At 35.4% G+C, this 19,744-nt stretch carries 18 protein-coding genes; 6 read left to right on the top strand and 12 right to left on the bottom strand.

Annotated elements, in window-relative coordinates:
• Positions 1–211 precede the first annotated feature (211 nt).
• Positions 212–2,401, top strand: a complete 2,190-nt coding sequence (gene rnr / locus EA412_08395) for a ribonuclease R (GenBank protein ID TVR78447.1) — start codon at positions 212–214, stop codon at positions 2,399–2,401.
• Positions 2,402–2,470: 69 nt separating this feature from the next.
• Here rnr and EA412_08400 read toward each other — a convergent pair whose 3' ends face one another.
• The 3 genes from EA412_08400 to EA412_08410 all read right to left on the bottom strand — a co-directional run bounded on the left by EA412_08400 (position 2,471) and on the right by EA412_08410 (position 4,399).
• Positions 2,471–3,070, bottom strand: coding sequence for a hypothetical protein (locus EA412_08400; GenBank protein ID TVR78448.1), 600 nt, complete (start codon positions 3,068–3,070; stop codon positions 2,471–2,473).
• Between the two features lie 260 nt (positions 3,071–3,330).
• The gene (locus EA412_08405) at positions 3,331–3,555 is read right to left on the bottom strand and encodes a hypothetical protein (GenBank protein ID TVR78449.1); all 225 of its coding nucleotides are present in this window, start codon (positions 3,553–3,555) and stop codon (positions 3,331–3,333) included.
• A 1-nt stretch (position 3,556) separates the two neighbouring features.
• Positions 3,557–4,399, bottom strand: coding sequence for a hypothetical protein (locus EA412_08410; protein TVR78450.1), 843 nt, complete (start codon positions 4,397–4,399; stop codon positions 3,557–3,559).
• Positions 4,400–4,645: 246 nt separating this feature from the next.
• On the opposite strand from EA412_08410, the gene pbpC reads away from it, so the two are divergent.
• Positions 4,646–7,123, top strand: coding sequence for a penicillin-binding protein 1C (gene pbpC, locus EA412_08415; GenBank protein ID TVR78451.1), 2,478 nt, complete (start codon positions 4,646–4,648; stop codon positions 7,121–7,123).
• A gap of 14 nt (positions 7,124–7,137) precedes the next feature.
• On the opposite strand, the gene EA412_08420 is transcribed toward pbpC, so the two are convergent.
• Complete coding sequence (locus EA412_08420) at positions 7,138–8,787, bottom strand: sodium:proton exchanger (GenBank protein ID TVR78452.1); 1,650 nt, start codon at positions 8,785–8,787, stop codon at positions 7,138–7,140.
• A gap of 100 nt (positions 8,788–8,887) precedes the next feature.
• On the opposite strand from EA412_08420, the gene EA412_08425 reads away from it, so the two are divergent.
• The 4 genes from EA412_08425 to EA412_08440 all read left to right on the top strand — a co-directional run bounded on the left by EA412_08425 (position 8,888) and on the right by EA412_08440 (position 13,307).
• A complete protein-coding gene (locus EA412_08425) occupies positions 8,888–10,042 on the top strand; it encodes a DNA polymerase IV (protein TVR78453.1) in 1,155 nt (384 codons plus the stop codon).
• A gap of 93 nt (positions 10,043–10,135) precedes the next feature.
• The gene (gene kbl, locus EA412_08430) at positions 10,136–11,323 is read left to right on the top strand and encodes a glycine C-acetyltransferase (GenBank protein TVR78454.1); all 1,188 of its coding nucleotides are present in this window, start codon (positions 10,136–10,138) and stop codon (positions 11,321–11,323) included.
• A gap of 60 nt (positions 11,324–11,383) precedes the next feature.
• Entirely contained in the window at positions 11,384–12,397 is a 1,014-nt protein-coding gene (locus EA412_08435; protein TVR78455.1) for a fumarylacetoacetate hydrolase family protein, read from the top strand.
• Between the two features lie 10 nt (positions 12,398–12,407).
• Positions 12,408–13,307, top strand: a complete 900-nt coding sequence (locus tag EA412_08440; GenBank protein ID TVR78456.1) for a flavin reductase family protein — start codon at positions 12,408–12,410, stop codon at positions 13,305–13,307.
• Between the two features lie 56 nt (positions 13,308–13,363).
• Here the strand turns inward: EA412_08440 and EA412_08445 are convergent, their stop codons facing one another.
• The 8 genes from EA412_08445 to EA412_08480 all read right to left on the bottom strand — a co-directional run bounded on the left by EA412_08445 (position 13,364) and on the right by EA412_08480 (position 19,499).
• Positions 13,364–14,248: a YitT family protein gene (locus EA412_08445; protein ID TVR78564.1), complete on the bottom strand. Its 885-nt coding sequence runs from the start codon at positions 14,246–14,248 to the stop codon at positions 13,364–13,366.
• Positions 14,249–14,337: 89 nt separating this feature from the next.
• Positions 14,338–14,937, bottom strand: coding sequence for an HD domain-containing protein (locus EA412_08450; GenBank protein ID TVR78457.1), 600 nt, complete (start codon positions 14,935–14,937; stop codon positions 14,338–14,340).
• A 216-nt stretch (positions 14,938–15,153) separates the two neighbouring features.
• A complete protein-coding gene (locus EA412_08455; GenBank protein ID TVR78458.1) occupies positions 15,154–15,534 on the bottom strand; it encodes a type II toxin-antitoxin system VapC family toxin in 381 nt (126 codons plus the stop codon).
• Positions 15,521–15,748: a hypothetical protein gene (locus EA412_08460; protein ID TVR78459.1), complete on the bottom strand. Its 228-nt coding sequence runs from the start codon at positions 15,746–15,748 to the stop codon at positions 15,521–15,523. The genes EA412_08455 and EA412_08460 overlap by 14 nt, the downstream gene beginning before the upstream one ends.
• 447 nt (positions 15,749–16,195) lie before the next feature.
• Complete coding sequence (locus tag EA412_08465; protein ID TVR78460.1) at positions 16,196–17,008, bottom strand: hypothetical protein; 813 nt, start codon at positions 17,006–17,008, stop codon at positions 16,196–16,198.
• A 377-nt stretch (positions 17,009–17,385) separates the two neighbouring features.
• Complete coding sequence (locus EA412_08470) at positions 17,386–17,619, bottom strand: hypothetical protein (protein ID TVR78461.1); 234 nt, start codon at positions 17,617–17,619, stop codon at positions 17,386–17,388.
• A 423-nt stretch (positions 17,620–18,042) separates the two neighbouring features.
• Positions 18,043–18,273 carry an addiction module component CHP02574 family protein gene (locus EA412_08475; protein ID TVR78462.1) on the bottom strand — a complete coding sequence of 77 codons (231 nt, stop codon included), beginning with the start codon at positions 18,271–18,273 and terminating at the stop codon, positions 18,043–18,045.
• Between the two features lie 626 nt (positions 18,274–18,899).
• On the bottom strand, positions 18,900–19,499 hold the full coding sequence (locus tag EA412_08480) for an alpha/beta hydrolase (GenBank protein TVR78463.1): 600 nt from the start codon (positions 19,497–19,499) through the stop codon (positions 18,900–18,902).
• Between the last annotated feature and the right edge of the window lie 245 nt (positions 19,500–19,744).

The following is a 19,744-nucleotide window of genomic DNA, read 5'->3' on the forward strand; positions in this document are numbered from 1 at the left end:
TTAGCTTAAATTCAACTTCGCCCATGTAATGATTTAAAAACCTGCATTTTTAAAATCCGCTTACATAAAAGAAAGGCCGGAGTCACATTTTTTAACAACAGATTAATCAAAAAACATTTTTTAAACGCTGTAAAAAGCATAACTTCATTCATTATGAAGTGAATAATAGTATATCAATAAAAATCTATTTAAAATCATATCTTTAAAAAAGATGCCTGTAAAACAGGTTGACAAAAAAACAAATATGGGAAAAAAGAAGAAAAAAACACCTGAAAATGTAATTTGGGAGTTTATCATCCAAAGAAAAAAGAAAAAATATTCAATCAAGCAGCTATATGATAAATTTATCCCGCCTTACACACTTGATGAAATTGATTTGGCAGTAAAAGTTTTAGATAAAAACAATAAAATAGAAAAATTATCGGCTAAGAAGTTCAGACTTGTTGAGAAAAATAAAAACCAAAATCAAAGCCAAACGAAAAAAACAACATCAGATAATTTGATAAAGGGAAAGGTTGATATGACTCAACACGGTCATGCTTTTATTATATCGGAGGACACAGAAAACGACATTTACATCCGGACAGAAAACCTCAACAGAGCCATGGATAATGATGAGGTGCTTGTTGCTATTACCAAAGTAAATAAAAGAGGGAGAGCCGAAGGTAAAGTTATTGAGATAACCCAAAGATTCAGAACTCAATTTTTTGGTACAATCCAAAAGCATGATCACTATGCGTTTTTAATCATCGATGACCCGAGGATTAATTTTGATATTTTTATTCCTAAAAAGAATTTAAATGACGCCAAAAATGGGGAGAAAGTAATAGTTAAAATAGAAGATTGGGGCAGTCTGGACAGCAGCCCTATAGGTATAGTGGTGGAAAGTATGGGTAAGGCCGGAGCCGATGAAGTAGAAATGAAAACTATTTTAATTGAAAAAGGCTTTAACCTGCAATTTTCAAAAGAAGTAATGAAAGAGGCTGATGATTTTCCGGATTATATACCGGAATCAGAAATTTCAAAAAGATTAGATTACAGAAAACCATTGACTTTTACGATTGACCCGGCAGATGCCAAAGATTTTGACGATGCCCTTTCGGTTCAAAAGCTGAAAAACGGAAATTACGAAATCGGGGTTCACATTGCCGATGTCAGCCACTTTGTGCAGTCAGGCACCAAATTAGATGATGAAGCTCTGGAGCGTTCAACATCTGTATATTTAGTAGGCAGGGTTTGTCCTATGCTGCCTGAACGCATTTCCAATCATCTATGCTCTTTACGTCCCAACGAAGACAGAATGGCTTTTTCTGTGATTTTTGAAATTACGACAAAGGCAGAAGTCAAAAACTTTCAAATTAGCAAAACAATTATTCATTCGGACAAAAGATTTACCTATGAAGATGCTCAGGAAATTATCGAAAAGAAGAAAGGAAAATTTGCCCCTGAATTAAACCTGTTGAATGAAATCGCTCAATTACTAAGAAAAAATAGATTTAATGAAGGGTCTATAAATTTTGATAAGCCGGAAGTGCAGTTTGAGTTAAATGAAGATAACTTTCCAATTGGTGTCAAAACAAAAGAAAGAAAAGATGCGCATTTACTTGTAGAAGACTTTATGCTTTTGGCAAATAAAACCACCGCCCGCTATATGTCTAAATTAGTAGCCGGAAAATCTCCAATACCCTTTGTCTACCGCATACACGATGCGCCGGATTTAGGAAAACTTGAAACATTCTCAGCAATGGCGGCCAAATTTGGGCATCATGTAAAATTCTCTAACCCTGAGCAAATCTCTGCTTCACTGAACATCCTCCTTGGAAAAATTAAAGGTCGAAAAGAGCAAAATATACTTGAACAATTAGCCATTCGGTCAATGGCAAAAGCTGCATATACCACTAAAAATATTGGTCATTATGGCTTAGCCTTTGATTTTTACACCCATTTCACTTCTCCGATTCGACGTTATCCGGATTTGGTTGTGCATCGTATTATTGACCACTTTCTGACTAAAAAAGAAGCATATTATGAGCAGTCCCTGCTGGAAGATATTTGTAAACACTCCTCATTCAAAGAACGAAATGCCATGCAGGCTGAATGGGAATCCATAAAATATAAGCAAGTTCAGTTTATGATGAATAAAATAGGCGAAAGCTTTGATGGAGTAATATCAGGAGTTATTGCCAGAGGATTTTTTGTAGAATTAGCTGAAAACAAATGTGAGGGCTTTGTAGATATTGACAGCCTTCAGCAAGATTTCGTTTTTGATACGGATGATTATAGTTTAACTTCTCCTTCAACCGGCCAAAAGCTAAGGCTTGGAGATGATGTCAGAGTAAAATTAATTGACACCTCGCTAAAAAAACGCAGAATTGATTTTGAATGGTTGATGGATGAATAACGATGAAGGTTACATATCTTGAGAGATGTCTTAAGATGAGGGTTTGGTTATGACTTATACAGCTAGTTGCTAATTACAAATTAGTATAGGGAACTCATTACTATTTTTAACATAATATAAGCTTCCGGTTTCATAAACCTTAAAATAAAATCCGTACCCATTTTTTGAAAAATGATTAGCGAATTTACGAAAACAATGTTGCTGAACATAAGATAATCGATTGTCTGACCTACATGGAAGTGTACTTATTCCATACCTGCTATTAAAAAAAACATGTGAAATGTTACCACTTTTACAGAATCTGCTAGACCCTACTATTTTATTCGACTTTTTAGAAAGTAGTAGAACCTCTGATAATACAAGCTCATTAATTTTGCTCACTTTTATTTCGGAAAATGCATTGTAAATGATATGGGTATTTATTATTGGTAAAAAAATAAATTGTGTTGTATCAATATCAAAAGTGTCTTGAATAAAACCCGGGAAAACAATTGTATCAACTTCTTTAACAGTCAAGCTGTTTTTTGCTTTTTGAGTGTACTCCTCTATGATAGCTTTAGAGCTTTCTGAAAAAAACTCATCGATTATGGATTGGCTAAAAACATTATTAAAGCTGGTTATCGAACAAACTAAACCCAATATGAAAAATAAATATTTCGTTTTTTTCATGGAAATTAAAGTTATCGTAACTAAAAAATGAATGCAACTGCTTTCGTATTTCACAAAAGAAAATTATACCTGAATTTAATATTTTTCATTTGCTTCTTTCAATGCAATTTCTTCTAATTTTTCGAAATCCTGAAATTTATTTCCCTGATTGTAGTAGAGACGCGATTAATCGCGTCTCTACGATGATACGGATATGTGCTAAAAGTATTATTCTAAGCACCAATGATTTTCTTGACCTATAGAACCTTTCTCTCACAAAATTAGTTAACATCTATATCATTTTTTAGCCATTTCAAACTATCTATGTTAAATCCATCAAAAGAGAATTCTACATTCTTCATTCCTTTATAATTTTTTTGAATTCTTTTTTGCTGTTTCACATTCTGTCCTAAGTCAATTACCTTAATTTTTATGTCATTTTTTCTTGTACCATTTACTAACTGTGGATAAATAAAAGCTCTAGTATGAAAATCATCTTTTCTCATGCTAAACCCAATTATTACTACTTCCAATTCGTCCTGTAGATATATCCAAGGCATGCTCCATAAGTCTCCAAAAATTCTTTAGTTGGCTAAGTTTGTCAAAGTTGGGAGTGATTATGTAAGGAGTCATATGATTATTAAAGCAGTCTTGTATATCACCTTCATACCTATACATATTTGAAATACTTTTAGATAAAGGCAAGAATTTTTGTTTCCCAAGATTTCTATAATTATAATCTCTTGGTTTAAAACAGTCTATCGATCCATGCATCTTAATCAAAGCTAAACATTCAGTTTCAATAGCTGTGTTCAAATCATAAGCAAATGGGATTTCTAGTTCTCTTAATGTATCTTCAAGTATAGTATCCCAGTTAAAAGTAATAATTAAAGACTTTTTAAGATTCTTGGCAAACTGATTGTATAGCTCTTGCTGTTTGGGTTCAATTTGAACCTGATGATCATAGATAACTTCAGCTAACCACTGTTTGATAAAACTTTGGAATTTGCTTCCATGGTCACTCCATCTTTCATTAGTGTTTTCAATGAAAGCTGAAGACGCTGCAACATATGATAGAAACTCTTCAATGTCTATAGGTAGCTTGTTTTCTAATATTCTTTTATGATTGATTCGAGTAGTTGGATAGTAATACCTTAGTTCATCAATAAGCCAATCAGCCTGACCCCACTCTGCTGATTTATTGTTACCTAAGAGCCACGGTTTAGTTCCAGATTTTTTATGGACTTCCTTAATTAAGTCGCAGGTTAACGGTAGTCCTGCTGGTCGAGAAAATCCTGCTCCAAGAATATAAATGCGTTCAATTCCGTAATATTTCAAGAGTCCTCTCATAGATTAGTAGTTAGGTGTTGTAAAAAGTAGAGACGCGATTAATCGCGTCTCTACGATGCGTCGATGTGTCCGTCATCGTTTCCATCGTTGTACAAATTAAATCGCCGATCATAAGCCACCATCAATCGGTTTGTCAATTAACAAATTCATTTTCCTATCCACAACATTTCCAAAAAAAAACTCACTGTTTTGTGTGCAAGTCGTCACATAATAAGATGCATTCCATCAAGGCTTTTTATATAGTGAATGCTTATAGTGCTTTTCCAGCTATGTATTTACATCATTTCACCGCAAAATAGAGAATGTGTACCTTCGAAGATTTATCTTTATACTGATTTTTTATTTATGAAAATTTTCGGGAAATATAAACTTGTAAAACTTTTAGGCCTAAGCTCTGTAGTCCTCTTTTTAGGATGGTGGTGGTTTTCTCTGCCTGAAAATCTGTTTGAAAAAGAATACTCTTTTATACTGGAAAGCAGAGAAGGAAATTTAATGGGGGCACTAATTGCATCTGATGAACAATGGCGGTTTCCTCCACCTGAAAACATTCCGGATAAGTTTTTACATGCACTGATTGAGTTTGAAGATAAACGTTTTTATTACCACTTTGGAATTGACCCAATTGCAATTGTAAGGGCAGTAAGAGAGAATGTAAAAAATAAGAAAATCGTCAGTGGAGGGAGCACTATCAGTATGCAACTGGCAAGACTGTCCAGGAAGTCACCCGGTCGTACAGTTTGGGATAAATCCATAGAAACATTACTGGCATTACGCATAGAATTAAGGTACTCAAAATCAGAAATTCTCAACCTTTATGCTACTCATGCTCCTTTTGGCGGAAATGTAGTTGGTCTTGAAGCTGCTTCGTGGCGTTATTTTGGAAGGCCTCCTGAAGACCTGAGCTGGGCAGAAGCAGCAACGCTTGCCGTTTTGCCAAATAACCCATCGGTTATACATCCCGGGAGAAACAGAGCGCATTTGAAAAATAAGCGGAATAGTCTTCTTTACAGGCTTTATAAAAAAGAGCATTTTGATTCATTAAGTTATTCTTTATTTATAGAAGAACCTCTTCCGGAAAAACCGAAAAGCCTTCCCCAAATAAGCCCTCAGCTTTTACACAGAGCTAAGTCAGAGTTTGGGAAAAAACAATACCGCCTGAGAACAACCATTGATTTTGACTTACAATCAAAAGTGAACAATTTAGCAAAAGTGCATGCCGGCAAATTAAAACACAATCACATTAAGCATTTAGCAGTGGTTGTTGCTGATGTAAACACCGGACAGTATTTAGCGTATACCGGCAATGTTCCCGAAGCCAATCAGCTTGTTTCAGGAAATCAGCTTGATTTAGTCCGTGCGAAAAGAAGTACCGGAAGCGTTTTAAAGCCGGTTTTGTATGCGGCTATGTTAACCGAGGGAGACATACTTCCGGAAAGTCTGATTGCTGATATCCCTACTCAAATAGGCAGCTATTCACCTCAAAATTTTAATCTTGAATATGAAGGAGCCGTGCCGGCTTATAAGGCCTTGGCAAGATCCCTGAACGTTCCGGCTGTGCGAATGTTAAGAGCTTTTGGAGTAGAAAAATTTTATGCTGTTTTGGAAGAAACCGGATTTCTTTCACTCGATCAACCGCCGGGGCACTACGGATTGACCTTAGCTCTCGGTGGTGCAGAAGGAACTCTTGAGGATGTAGCTTCAATTTATACCGGGATGAGTAGATTGCTGAATGAGTACCATCCCCACTCCGGCAAGTATTCAGAAAACCTGTTCCGGCCACTCAGCTATACTTTTGAAGATTCAAAAAGCAATACATATAGCAATACTTCTGTGTTAGAAGCCGGGGCTGTATGGCACACTATGGAAGCTTTGCTGCATGTGGAAAGACCTCAAAGTGAAACGGGCTGGCTTTTTACCAAACCGAATCAAAAAATCGCCTGGAAAACCGGTACCAGTTTTGGTTTCAGAGATGCCTGGTCCGTGGGAATCACTCCGGAATATGTTGTGGCTGTGTGGGTTGGAAATGCCGATGGAGAAGGGCGGCCCGGGATTATAGGCATTGAAGCTGCTGCACCTCTTATGTTTAATGTGTTTCATTTATTAGGTTCAGGTAATTCCTGGTTCAGAACTCCTCATGATGACTTAATTGAAATGAATGTCTGCACAAAAAGCGGCTTTAAAGCGGGCATGGCTTGTGAGTCGTATGAAAAGACGTTAGTGCCTCCGGGAGGACGTAAAAGTTCTGTTTGTCCCTATCACAGAATTGTGCATACCGATATGGATGAAAATTGGCAGATAAATGCCGGCTGCAAAGATATAAATGAAATAATTCAAAAGTCCTGGTTTGTTTTGCCTCCTGCTATGGCACATTATTTCAGGATGTCTAATGCTTCTTACAAACCGCTTCCTCCACTACATCAGGATTGTCGCCATTCTTCTGAATCTGAAAAAATGATAGGCCTTATTTACCCGAGACATCGGCCCAATATTTTAATTCCTTTGGAGGTAGATGGAAATCAGGAGTCCGTGATTTTTGAAGCAACACATCAGTTAGCAGGGGTAAATATTTACTGGCATTTAAATAATGAATTCCTTGGTACTACTAAACATTTTCACAAAATGTCTTTACAACCAAAACCCGGTAAACACAATCTTACTTTAATAGACGAAAAGGGTTATCAAATCAGTCAGTCATTTGAAATTCTACCAAATTTTCAATATTAATTTTCATCAAAGACTTAAGAGTTTGCTTTCTCTAAATCCTGAAGTTTATCATGAACAGACAGAGCCGAATCGGTAAAGGGAACCAAAACCATATCAAACCCCCTTTCCTTCAAAGGCTCAACTTCTGCCCTCCGGTAAGCTGTTGCAATAAGCTTGCCTTTAAATCCTTTTTTCTGCGCACATTTTGCTAAGCAAGCAGAACTGTATTGGTCATTTATGCTGCTAATCATAAACTTTACCCCATCAGTTGGAATGCTTTCCAATATTTCAGGATCTTCAATGTCACCATATATCATAGTGCTACCTTTGTCATTTTTTTGTTTTGAGATTTCCGGGTCAAAATCTATCCCCAAAACTTTATATCCCTCACTTTTCAAATGCTGTAAAATTTGACTGCCATATCTTCCCAGGCCAAACAAAATCACATCAAAGCTCTCTTTCTCTATGTCTTTTAGGTTATTCTCACGATATGGTTTTTTCCTTTCAAAAATTTTCAATACGGGCGATATTTTTTCAAAAATTTGATGTGAATATAAAATCAGGTATGTAGAAATACCTATAGTAATTAACCCAACCATAGTTATCAAACCGGTTATTTGCTCATCTATATGCCCCAAGCTCATGCCTAAGGCAGCAAATATTAAAGAGAATTCACTGATTTGAGCAACGGTCAATCCGGCCAAAAAAGATGTCCTACGCCTATAACCCATATAGCCCATTATAATCATTACAATCAGGGGATTACCAACTAAAACAAAAACCGAAAATAAGGTAGCCGGCAGAACCTGATCTCCCAATAGGGATAAATCCAAACCGGAGCCTAAATGTATAAAGAAGAATAAAAGTAAAAAATCTCTGATACTGACTAAGCGGTTGCTTAAGTTTTCTCTAAATGGTGTTGATGCTAAGGAAATCCCACCTAAAAATGCCCCTACTTCACTGCTAAAACCAATATAATCACTGAAAGCAGCTAAGCCAATAGCCCATGAAATAGCAAATAAAAGCAAAAGTTCAGTAGATTTTGCCAGTTTCATAACCAAATACGGCAAGACAAACTTCATCAATAAACCAATCCCGCCAAGTAGCCCCAAGCCTTTTAAAACGACTAAAACCACATCCCAGGCCACATGCCCTTCACCGGTTTTACCCATAGCTGAGAGCACTATCATTAATAATACAACCACTATGTCCTGAACAATGAGAAAACCAAGGGCAATTTGACCGTGCAGAGCATCAATTTCTTTTTTATCAGATAAAAGCTTTACAATGATAATCGTGCTTGAAAAGGTTAATGCAATTGCTATATAGGTTGAAGCAATAACAGAATAGCCGAGTAACTGTCCAATAAAAAAACCGAAAAATGAGGTAAAAAACACCTGCCCCAAGCCTGTTAATAATGCAATTTTACCGGTAGACTTTATGAGTTTTAAATCCAGTTTTAAACCCACTACAAACAACAACACGGCAATACCCATTTCCGCCAGTAAATTAATTTCCTCTTCTGATTTTATTAAATCTAAAACAGATGGACCTAATAAAATACCCAGCAAAATGAACATTACAATCAAAGGCTGCCTTAACATTTGACCAATGCCTCCGAGAACAGCAGCAAAGATTAAAATTATTGCAAATTCGAAAAAAGATGTTTCTAAAATTGCTTCCATATATAATTGGTTCCCACAAAGATACTTTTTGTAACAGAATTAAACGAAAAGATGTTTACTATAATTTTTGTTTTATTACTAAAATATTTAGCTTTGGTATATGGAAAGAACAATTGTTCATATTGATTTAGATGCTTTTTTTGTGTCTGTTGAGCGTTTAAAAGATCCGGGCTTAAACAATAAACCGGTTATAGTGGGTGGCGGAAAAAGGGGCGTTGTTGCTTCCTGTAGTTATGAAGCCCGCAAGTTTGGGGTTCACTCTGCCATGCCTGTTCAAAGAGCTGTCAGCTTATGCCCCGAGGCAATTTTAGTGTCGGGGAATAGTTCTGATTACAGCTATTATTCAAATGTGATTACTGAAATTATAGATGAAAAAGCTCCATTGTATCAAAAATCTTCAATTGATGAATTTTATCTGGACTTAACGGGCATGGACAAAGTTATTGGAGCCTATAAATGGGCGACGGAATTGAGAAAAGAAATTATTAAAAAAACAGGACTACCAATTTCTTTTGGTATGTCAATTAATAAAATGGTGGCTAAAATCACCACCGGCTTTGCAAAGCCCAACGGTCAAAAACATGTTGAAAGAGCTGACGTACAGGACTTTTTAGACCCATTAGTCGTTAAAAAAATCCCCGGCATAGGTGAAAAAACAACTTTTGCTTTAAATGCACTTGATATTTTTACAATAAAAGACTTGAGAAACACACCCGAATCACTTTTGGTGAACCATTTTGGTAATCAGGGTTATTTTTTACTGAAAAAAGCCAGAGGAGAAGATAATAGTCCGGTTATTCAACACAATGAAAGAAAATCTATTTCAACGGAATCTACTTTTGAAGAAGACAGCAGAGATTTAAAAAAAATGGAGGTATATCTTACCGCTATGGTTTTGAAACTCTGTTATCGTTTACGAAAAAAGGGTCTTTATCCTGAAACCTTAACGGTTAAAGTGCGCTATGCTGATTTTTCAACATTTTCCAAGCAAACTAAAATTGACAGACTGATTGATGAAAGGTCACTAACGCCTTTAGCAAAAAAGCTTTTTTATATGCTTTACGATAAAAAGTCATTAATCCGATTAATTGGAGTAAGACTAGGGGATTTAAATAATAATGCGGTTCAATTGGGTCTTTTTGATGAGCAAAACAATACAACACAGTATGACAACTTAACAAAAAGCATGGATAAAATCCGTGAAAAGTATGGGGAAAGCACCATCACAAAAGCTTCTGCCTTTCACAAAAAGTAAAATTTGAAGTATTTCTCAACCCCTTATCTATAAAAATTGTTATTGTATATCGAAAACCGTAATTTAGCAGCATTTTAAACGAATTAAAGACTTATGTACAAAAATCTTCAACAAAGGCTGCAGGAAGAAATTAGAGAAATAGAGGCTGCCGGACTATACAAAAAAGAAAGAGTTATTCACTCACCGCAAAGCGCTGAAATTAAACTACAGGACGGTAGTTCAGTGATAAATATGTGTGCTAATAATTATTTGGGTTTATCCTCTCACCCGGAGGTTATTAAGGCAGCTAAAGACACCCTGAATAGTCATGGTTTTGGAATGTCATCTGTTCGGTTCATTTGCGGAACGCAGGATATTCATAAACAGCTTGAAAAGAAAATCTCTGAGTTTCTCGGCACGGAAGACACTATACTTTATGCCGCTGCTTTTGATGCTAACGGAGGTGTTTTTGAACCCCTTTTTACGGCTGAAGATGCCATAATTTCCGATGAATTGAATCATGCCTCTATCATTGACGGTGTCCGCCTGTGTAAAGCACAGCGTTACAGATACAAGAACAATGACATGAATGACCTGGAAGAGCAATTAAAAAAAGCTCAGAGCCAGCGAAACAGAATAATTGTTACCGACGGTGTTTTTAGTATGGACGGAACGATTGCCGATCTGGAAGGCATAGTTGCTCTGGCAGAAAAATATGATGCTATTGTAATGATAGACGAATGTCATGCAACAGGCTTTTTAGGTAAAACCGGAAAGGGAACCCATGAGTTTCGGAATGTTATGGGCAAAATAGATATTATTACCAGCACTCTGGGAAAAGCACTTGGAGGTGCAAGCGGAGGCTTTACCAGTGGTAGAAAAGAAATCATTGATATCCTCAGACAGCGCTCCAGGCCTTATCTTTTTTCAAACACATTGGCACCAACTATTACCGGAGCCTCTTTAAAAGTACTTGATTTGCTTAATGAAAGCACCGCTTTGAGAGACACCCTTGAATCTAATACCAAATACTTTAGAAGTGAGATTTCAAAAGCCGGATTTGATGTTAAGCCGGGCGAGCACCCCATTGTTCCAATCATGTTGTACGATGCCCCGCTTTCCCAAAAATTTGCCGATAAACTTTTAGAAGAAGGCGTTTATGCTATCGGGTTTTACTATCCGGTTGTTCCGAAAGAACAGGCAAGAATCAGAGTTCAGATTTCAGCAGCTCACACAAAAGAGCATTTAGATAAATCCATTCGTGCTTTTATTAAAGTAGGCAAAGATTTAAATGTAATTTAGAACTCAAAGAATTTAATACTGTTAATAGAAGTATATTCATAAAACCAAAAACTATAAATAATGAAATTAATCTCTTACCAAAATTCAGTGAACAAGCCACAGATAGCCATATTAGTAGATGATGATGTATATGATTTGGATCAACTAGACAATTCATTTCCTGCTACTATGGCAGAGTTTCTTAACGGAGAAGAACCGTTAATGGAAAAAGCAAAAGAATATGATAAAAAAATTAAGTCCGGAGAAATTAAAAATATAACTCCCAGAAATATAAAAGAGTTAAAATTATTATCTCCGGTTCCTAACCCTACATCTTGCAGGGATGCTTATGCCTTTCGTCAGCATGTAGCTTCTGCCAGAAAAAACAGAGGCGTTGATATGATACCCGAATATGATCAGTATCCGGTATTTTACTTTACCAATCATAATGCAATTGAAGGTCCGGGAGAAATTGTTTGTATGGAAGATCACTTTCACAAACTTGATTTTGAGCTTGAAGCAGCAATTGTAATAGGAAAAAGAGGGAGAAATGTAAGAGCTGAAGATGCAGACCAATACATTGCCGGGTTTACCATTATGAATGATATGAGTGCCCGTTTATTGCAAATGGAGGAAATGAAACTAAACTTAGGCCCTGCAAAAGGAAAAGACTTTTCAACTGTCATAGGACCCTGGTTAGTAACTCCTGACGAGCTGGAAGACTTTAAAACATCTCCTAAAAAAGGACATACAGGATTGGCCTTAAAGCTTGGCATGAAGTGTCGTGTAAATGGAAAACAGGTTTCTGAAGGCAACCTGAAAGATATGGACTGGACTTTTGCAGAAATTATAGAAAGAGTCTCTTATGGTGTTGACATACTACCCGGAGATGTTATAGGTTCAGGAACTGTTGGCACAGGCTGCTTTCTTGAATTAAACGGAACCGGCTTGCGTTTAGATAAAAACTTTAAACCTCAGTGGTTGGAAGATGGAGATGAGGTTGAACTTGAAATTGATGGTTTGGGAATTTTAAAAAATACCATCAAAAAAGATGCAGATGATTTCTCTATTTTAGCCAGAAAAAAGAACGTTTAAACTTAAGAAAATGATTAGCATTAATCCGGAAGAAGAATCCGTTGCAAAAGTACATGCATACATGCTTGGAGCTGTTGCACCAAGACCAATAGCATTTGTAAGTACCATTGACAAAAATGGTAAAATCAATTTGTCGCCTTACAGCTTTTTCAACGGATTCAGTGCTAATCCTCCCACATTAATCTTTTCTCCGGCCAGAAGAGTCCGTGACAATACAACCAAACATACGCTTGAAAACGTTTTGGAAGTGCCGGAGGCTTGTATAAATGTTGTTACTTATGACATGGTTCATCAAACATCATTGGCGAGTACGGAGTATCCTAAGGGCACAAATGAGTTTGTGAAAGCCGGTTTCACCCCTTTGGAGTCAGAGCGTATTAAACCTCCCCGCGTTAAAGAATCTCCGGTACAGTTTGAATGCAAAGTAAAGGATGTGATTCACCTTGGAAAAGAAGGCGGAGCAGGCAACTTAGTAATTTGTGAAATCATAAAAATTCATTTGGCAGAATCAGTTTTAAATGAAAACCATCAGTTAGACCCTCAAAAAATAAATCTGGTAGGTAGAATGGGGGGAAATTTTTATACCAAAGCTTATGGCAGCTCTTTATTTGAGGTGCCGAAGCCCCTTAGCAAGTTAGGGGTTGGTATAGACATGCTTCCCGAGCAAATAAGAAATAGCCATATCTTATCCGGAAATGACTTGGGCCAATTGGGAAATGTTGAAAAAATACCCACACCTCTTACTTCTGATGAAATACAAACAGATGATTACTTAAGAGATGCTTTTGAAAGACTGAAAAATGATCCGGAAACCCTAAGTTTTCACCTGCATAAATATGCGAAGGAGCTGATAAAAAATAATCAGATTGAAGCTGCCTGGAAAGTTCTTTTAATTGATCCTTTTAAGTAAGAAGTGTAAAGTGTTGATGACTTTCCCTAGTCCAAAATCTATTTAAAAACAGCAAACTAATGTTTTTTGGTTTGCTTTACAACACCTCCGCCAACTTCTTTGATATTTTCTACATAGAAAAAGGCTTTAGGATCTTTTGCTAAAATTGCTTGCTTAATCCGGTGAATCTCAAGCCTGGTGACTACCGTTACAATAATATCGCAATCGTGCTTGGTGTCAAAGGAGTTATACAGATATCCCCGCTCACCTTTATAGACGGTAATGGCCTTTTTAAAATCTTTTACAATGATTGACTTAATGGCATCATGTTCTTTTGAAATAATTGTGAGTGCCGTATAAGACTCAAAGCCATCCACGACATAGTCAGCAGTTTTTGTGGCAGTAAAGTAAGTAAGAATCGAATACATGGCGGGTTCTATGCCAAAATAGAATGCTGCTGTAAGAAAGATGATGGAATTTACCAGCATGATGACTTCAGTGGTTTGAAAGCCGGATTTCTTATTAGTGTATTCAGCAATCACTTCCAAACCGTCAATCACTCCACCGATTTTAATAATAAAACCAATACCCAAACCAATCAAAAAGCCACCGAAAATGGAGATGAGGATTTTTTCATTGGTCACTGTGGGTACTTCTACCACTTCCAACAAAATACACAGCAGGGTAATGGCAATCAACCCTTGTACGGCAAAGGTTTTCCCCATTTTTTTATAGCCCATGAACAGAAAAGGAAGGTTCAGCACAAACAGAACAATTCCGATATTAATTCCAAAAATTTTATAGACTAAAATCGAAATCCCGGTCACGCCTCCATCCAAAAAATTATTGGGAATCATAAATCCTTTCAGGGCAACGAGTGCACACAAAACCCCAAGCACAGTAAATGCAATGGATTTAAAAGAAAAAATATCGTTCCAGTTTACCTTTTCTGATACTGTCATTTTATTCTCAGATTTAATGTTTTGCCTGTTGCATTTTGCACAGGAAAAAATAGCTTTAAAATAAAAATAATCTAAACTGCCGAAGCCCTTTATAGTGAATTCCATCCATGTTTCAGGATGATCTCATTTATATATTTTTGTTTAACCGGTTCTCTGTGTTTTTTAGCAAAAGCTGTAAAGTAGCTATGCGATTGCAGGAATTTAACCTGTAAGCGATCCCAATCTTCCCTGTTTTTTACAATTTGAAAATGCATAAACTCTCTGTATAGCTTTTCCCCTATTTTATAAAACTTATCTGTGCCGAGGTAATCCAGATCGGCATCACAAAGTATTTCTTCGAGTGTGTTTTGAGGTTTTTGCGGTATGGCTGTAGCTTTTATCAGTTTACAGACAATGTCAATATCACGATTTGAATATCCCCAATCCGGCAGGATTTTTCTTGTATATGCCATTCCTTTTTCTTCGTGATTTTCAAAGCCCCACAAAAAGCCTGTATCATGCAATAAAGCGGCAGTTCTGAGCAGAAAAGCATCTTTTTCTGCAATTTTCATTCTTCTGATATAGGCATTACATGTGTTTAATACATCTATCGTATGTTGCACATCATGGTAGCTGATATATTCAGGTAATTCTTTTTCTAACTTAGAAGTAATAAAAGACTTTAGCTTGCCAATATTCAAGGAGATAATGGTTTTAAATTAAACTGAAAATCATCACAATAGTACTAAAAACGCCCTAAGGTACAAAAATAAATATAAATTATATGTAGTGTGAAGTGAGGAGTTGTTGGGTGTGAGACAGGAAGTAGTATTTAACCGCAAGGTGTGCAAAGAATTCGCTAAGGCTGCTATGTGTAGGGGTATGTATTAAAAGCGTGCTTAGGTGTTATTACGAATAACATGTATTCACTTTTTTAAAGGGTCAAGAAGATTTAAACCAGATATACCTTTAAAGTCGGATGCATTGTGTGTAATCAAAGTCATATTTGCTTCTAATGCTGTTGCTGCTATTATTGCATCGGGTAGCTTTATGTTATTTTCAGATCTTAATTTAACAACTCTAGTAACGATACTTTTATCTAATTCAATTAAATGAGCTATAGTGCAAAAGTTTTCAATAAATTCTTTTTCAGATTTATATTTAAATCTGTACCCCATAACTTCCATATAAGTAATGACAGAAATGCAAGGAACATCTTCAATCTTAGTAAAAGCCCTTGCATCCAAAAGCTTTTTGGATAAATAGATAATAATATTACTGTCAAACAACAATTTAGTTCCACTCATTTCTTATATCCCTTTGCCACTGAGAAGGATCTTCAATGTCATTGAATAATTCATTTTCCTTTACGCTGTCAAGCAAGTCATAAAGAGCTTGCATTGATTTATGCTGCTCCTTTTCTTTATCAATGGACTGTATTTTTATGCCAAGCCTTTTGAGCAACTGAATAATCAATTGATAGTCTTTCGGATTTTCTATATTAATTGAAATTGACTTCATGATGCTATGTTTAGTAAAAAAATAATGCAATAATTACAACGCTTCAGTTATAAAACTAATTTCAAAAAATGAAGATGGTTTAATAAAAAACTTCATTTACACTGCTTCACTGTAATACATTACACAAGACAAATCTAACAAATTTTTTAATCTATTTTCTAAGATACCTTTTTACTGACAATTATGTTGAGACATAAGCAGCAAACTAAACATCACTATGCTTTGTACGTGAGGGTGCTCCGACAGTGATTGGTATTGAAGTGTCAAAATGAACAAGACAAAAACTTTTTCCTTTCATTCAAAAGGAAACATTCCGCAAGGTGCGCGAAGAATATGCTAAGCGTAGATACCCGCCGTGGTTGTGTGTTATCACCAACCACCTAAATTACATACAGGTTTTGTAAAACTCGTAAACGAAAAAATAGCAAATGCTGATCTTTTCAACTTTTATTCCGTAAAATTAAATTTATTTAACAAAGTGATTTTGGAATTAGGGTCTCGTCCTCCTATTGATCTTACATTGTATTCACCTTCAACATTTATTATTTCATAACCGGAAAATATAATGGAATCAATATCGAAGTTTAAAAAATACGCATCTTCTAACACAAGTAATAACCTGCCAAACTGATTACCGGAATGCTTTTTATCCAACACTTGATTTTCAATTAAATTTAAGTAATCATAAATATTATTCTCAGCACCAAAATTGAATATCATATTTTCTGAGGGGTCGGGTAAAAAAAGTATTTCTCTTGTGTAAAACAAGCTATCATTATAATGGAATTTAGCATTTATTTTATAAGCTATATGACTAATTGAATCGCCAATTTTATTTAAACTTCTTTCATCAGGAATTTTTCTTGATGTTTGAATTGTATCAAATTTCACGATTAAATTTTCAGTATCATCAGATGGAACATTGAATAAATCAAACTCTTGTAAAAAGTCATCCAGATTATAAATTTGCTTGTAGTTCCATTGAAATCTATGACTATTCTGTTTATAGGTTAAGGTGCCTATTCTTTCATTTTTCAAATAAGTAATCACAAACACTTTTTCTTGTATAATGACGATATAATCTAATATTGCTTCGTTATTTCCACTTTCATATAAATTCCAATAACAAATTTTAATTCCATTTAACCTTTTCCCTTTTAGAATTAATGCATAATGACCATTAGTAGAAAAGCGTGCAGAATCAAATGATAAAATTGCTGTATCATTAGCATCTTCAAATAGATAATTATCTGGTGACAATTGGATTAATTGACACAAAGAGGTGTTCGACATTAAGAAAAACAATATCGTTAGGGTAGCAAAAAGTTTTTTCATATCTATTTTTGGCTGTCTTAGTTTTTTAATCTATCTTTTTTCTCGTGAACTGATTAAATTAAGTACTTGTATTTGTTTTTTTCGCACTTTAATTTGGTAAGTAATAACTGTATATCTATTTATCGGCCCTCGTCGGATGTTCTTGAACTGCTTACTTGCTTTTAATAATTCAGGGTGATGTTTTAGGTGTTCAAAAAATTCAGTTAGCTCTGATTGAAAAGTGGCAATTTCTTAATCTGTCCAGTTTTTTTCAAGATATTCGATGATACGGCTATAACCTTTAGCTGCCCTAATGGTCCATACTATTTCGAAAGCCATTTTTTCGGATTTTTCATTACCTCATCATGAGGAATCACCTCACCACGATTGGCTTCTTCTATGCTTTCTTTAATTTCTGACCGTTCTTCATCGCTTATTTCTTCCCACCAATCAGGTTGATGCTTCTCCAGTAAAATTTTAATCGCCCTGAGAACTGTCAGGCTTTCTTCCTTGTCTATCAGAGACTTTAAGTCTTTTTTGAGATCGTAAACAGGCATGATTTTAAATCTTTTATGTAGCAAATTAACGGCTTAAGTAATAATAAGGTTTCCAATTAAAAAACTAAAATAAATAAAGAAGCAATTTTTTGTTCAAAATTTTCAGAGTTTTTGGTTTTTTCACCAACATCCGGTTTGTTGTAAATCGGTTTGATAAAATATGTAGTTACAAGCTCTAATAGCAGCTGTCTGTTATACGTAGAAAACTATATTAAACACTTCTTTATTTTCGCATTTGCCATTTTTGAGGATTAATGGATGTATGAAAGACTGCGGTTATGATAATTTAATTTTTCTTTTGATTAATAAAGTAATGAATCATAAATGGGAAATTATTTAGCGGAATCGTTCTTACATTTTGATAGCGAATACTACACACTTCAGGATTAGATTTTATCTAAACTGTTTTTTCTCGTATAACTTTTAAAAATCTCTTTCAATATCATTCATTGCTTCATCAAAGTCCTCTGCATTATCCGGGTTTTGCTTGTATTCAGCTATTCTTTCACGGACTTCATTCTTTTGCCAATCCGGCACTTCTTTTTCCTCTGCTTCTATGCCTTTGAACTTTGTTTTTAGTTTATTCCACTCCTCAATTGGAATAAAAACTCCTGTTGTAACGCCTTTACTGTCTGAAATGTACTGTACATGCATAATGAAAGTTTTTATTCTAAACGATAACCAAAGTTAACTAATTTCACCTTTAAGTAAAAAGTTGAAAAAAACTAAAGCAAATGAAGTATGCTTACTAATAAAACGCAATGATTATCCCCACGGAGTTTGGTATTATTTCACTAACAACCAAAACTATTTAAGAATATACATAATTTCTTTTCAGATGACTGACAGGGATGAAAATGGAAGCTTTGTATATTTTCACCGCTCTTTCAGATTTGTAATCCGAAAGTGTGTCCTTACATTCGCTGGTATACTGCGAGTGAATACGCTGATTATGCTCCGGGAATAAATAGTTCCGACACTAAAATTGCAAAAAAATTCTTCTATGTTTTCAAAAGCAACTAAATTCTACTGTTAATTTACATGTGCTTTATCATTCTATGTATTGTTCTAATGTAGAGACGCGATTAATCGCGTCTCTACATTAGAACAATAATCTTCCCTTAACCAGCTCTTTCAAATTTGCAATCCGAAAGTGTAATCCGGGATTACAAGCAAATTGCAAAAATAAAAACCGCATCAGAAAAAGTTAGTCTGAAAAAAACACATAAACGGTTCAATTAGGTTGTCTTGTCCGTGAGGGCAATAAGGACAGGGGCCAACTATAGCGGAGAAATCTTTCGGGCAAAATCGGAGATGTGTTTCCAAACAATGTCAGGTTGGGGCTGAAAGATATCATGTCCTGCATTTGGTATAATCCTGCAGTCTGCTCGAAGTCTTTTAGGAAGTTGTTCAAAGCTAAACCTGGATTTTTCACCTTTTAAGATCATAATTGGGCAGTGTAGCGAAAGTAAAATCTCTGTAAAGTCGATTTCTTTGGAGTCTCTTGCTAGTCCTTTAATAACAGTATTGTCCACTGATTTCTGCTCAATTTGCATCATCTGATCAACCCACCGGGTGGTCAGTTTCTGATATCTTGGCACATAATCGCCAAACACAAGACCGATAATGTTTTTGGGATTCTGAAAAGCTAAATATGTGGCAAATGTAGCGCCCATTGAATCACCAAAAGCGATATACCTATTTGACCTGTTTAGCTGCTTTTCCAAATAATCATATTGGTCATCAAAAGTTAGTTTCTGATCCAATGCAGGATTATTATCTCTAAGTAACTGATTAAAGCCCACAATTTCAAGGTCAGAAGGAGCTGTGGCTAATTCTACTGAATTGATAAAACCTGGAATAAAAATAAATTTGACCATGGTTTACTTACGATTAAAAATAGGGAATTAGAAAAATTCATCAATCTTTTCTAAGAATTATACACACCAAATATAGTTTTTTTTACAAATCATCGAAAGGGCATTTAATGTGGTTGGTGATATCGTTAAACAGGGTGTAAAATTGATTAATGTAAATTGCTTGTTAAGTTTGTCTGAGTGAGGGAACTAAGGACAGGGTGAGATACAAAGGTAAAAATGCTAAAAATTTACGCTCGTTTTCAAGG

It is taken from the genome of Chitinophagaceae bacterium (assembly GCA_007695095.1).
Taxonomy (GTDB): Bacteria; Bacteroidota; Bacteroidia; order Chitinophagales; family REEL01; genus REEL01.

Excerpts from the sequence above, each read along its gene's own strand:
- rnr (TVR78447.1), top strand. The coding sequence starts at position 212 with ATGCCTGTAAAACAGGTTGACAAAAAAACAAATATGGGAAAAAAGAAG.
- EA412_08400 (TVR78448.1), bottom strand. The coding sequence starts at position 3,070 with ATGAAAAAAACGAAATATTTATTTTTCATATTGGGTTTAGTTTGTTCG.
- EA412_08405 (TVR78449.1), bottom strand. The coding sequence starts at position 3,555 with ATGAGAAAAGATGATTTTCATACTAGAGCTTTTATTTATCCACAGTTA.
- EA412_08410 (TVR78450.1), bottom strand. The coding sequence starts at position 4,399 with ATGAGAGGACTCTTGAAATATTACGGAATTGAACGCATTTATATTCTT.
- pbpC (TVR78451.1), top strand. The coding sequence starts at position 4,646 with ATGCTTATAGTGCTTTTCCAGCTATGTATTTACATCATTTCACCGCAA.
- EA412_08420 (TVR78452.1), bottom strand. The coding sequence starts at position 8,787 with ATGGAAGCAATTTTAGAAACATCTTTTTTCGAATTTGCAATAATTTTA.
- EA412_08425 (TVR78453.1), top strand. The coding sequence starts at position 8,888 with ATGGAAAGAACAATTGTTCATATTGATTTAGATGCTTTTTTTGTGTCT.
- kbl (TVR78454.1), top strand. The coding sequence starts at position 10,136 with ATGTACAAAAATCTTCAACAAAGGCTGCAGGAAGAAATTAGAGAAATA.
- EA412_08435 (TVR78455.1), top strand. The coding sequence starts at position 11,384 with ATGAAATTAATCTCTTACCAAAATTCAGTGAACAAGCCACAGATAGCC.
- EA412_08440 (TVR78456.1), top strand. The coding sequence starts at position 12,408 with ATGATTAGCATTAATCCGGAAGAAGAATCCGTTGCAAAAGTACATGCA.
- EA412_08445 (TVR78564.1), bottom strand. The coding sequence starts at position 14,248 with ATGACAGTATCAGAAAAGGTAAACTGGAACGATATTTTTTCTTTTAAA.
- EA412_08455 (TVR78458.1), bottom strand. The coding sequence starts at position 15,534 with ATGAGTGGAACTAAATTGTTGTTTGACAGTAATATTATTATCTATTTA.
- EA412_08460 (TVR78459.1), bottom strand. The coding sequence starts at position 15,748 with ATGAAGTCAATTTCAATTAATATAGAAAATCCGAAAGACTATCAATTG.
- EA412_08470 (TVR78461.1), bottom strand. The coding sequence starts at position 17,619 with ATGCCTGTTTACGATCTCAAAAAAGACTTAAAGTCTCTGATAGACAAG.
- EA412_08475 (TVR78462.1), bottom strand. The coding sequence starts at position 18,273 with ATGCATGTACAGTACATTTCAGACAGTAAAGGCGTTACAACAGGAGTT.
- EA412_08480 (TVR78463.1), bottom strand. The coding sequence starts at position 19,499 with ATGGTCAAATTTATTTTTATTCCAGGTTTTATCAATTCAGTAGAATTA.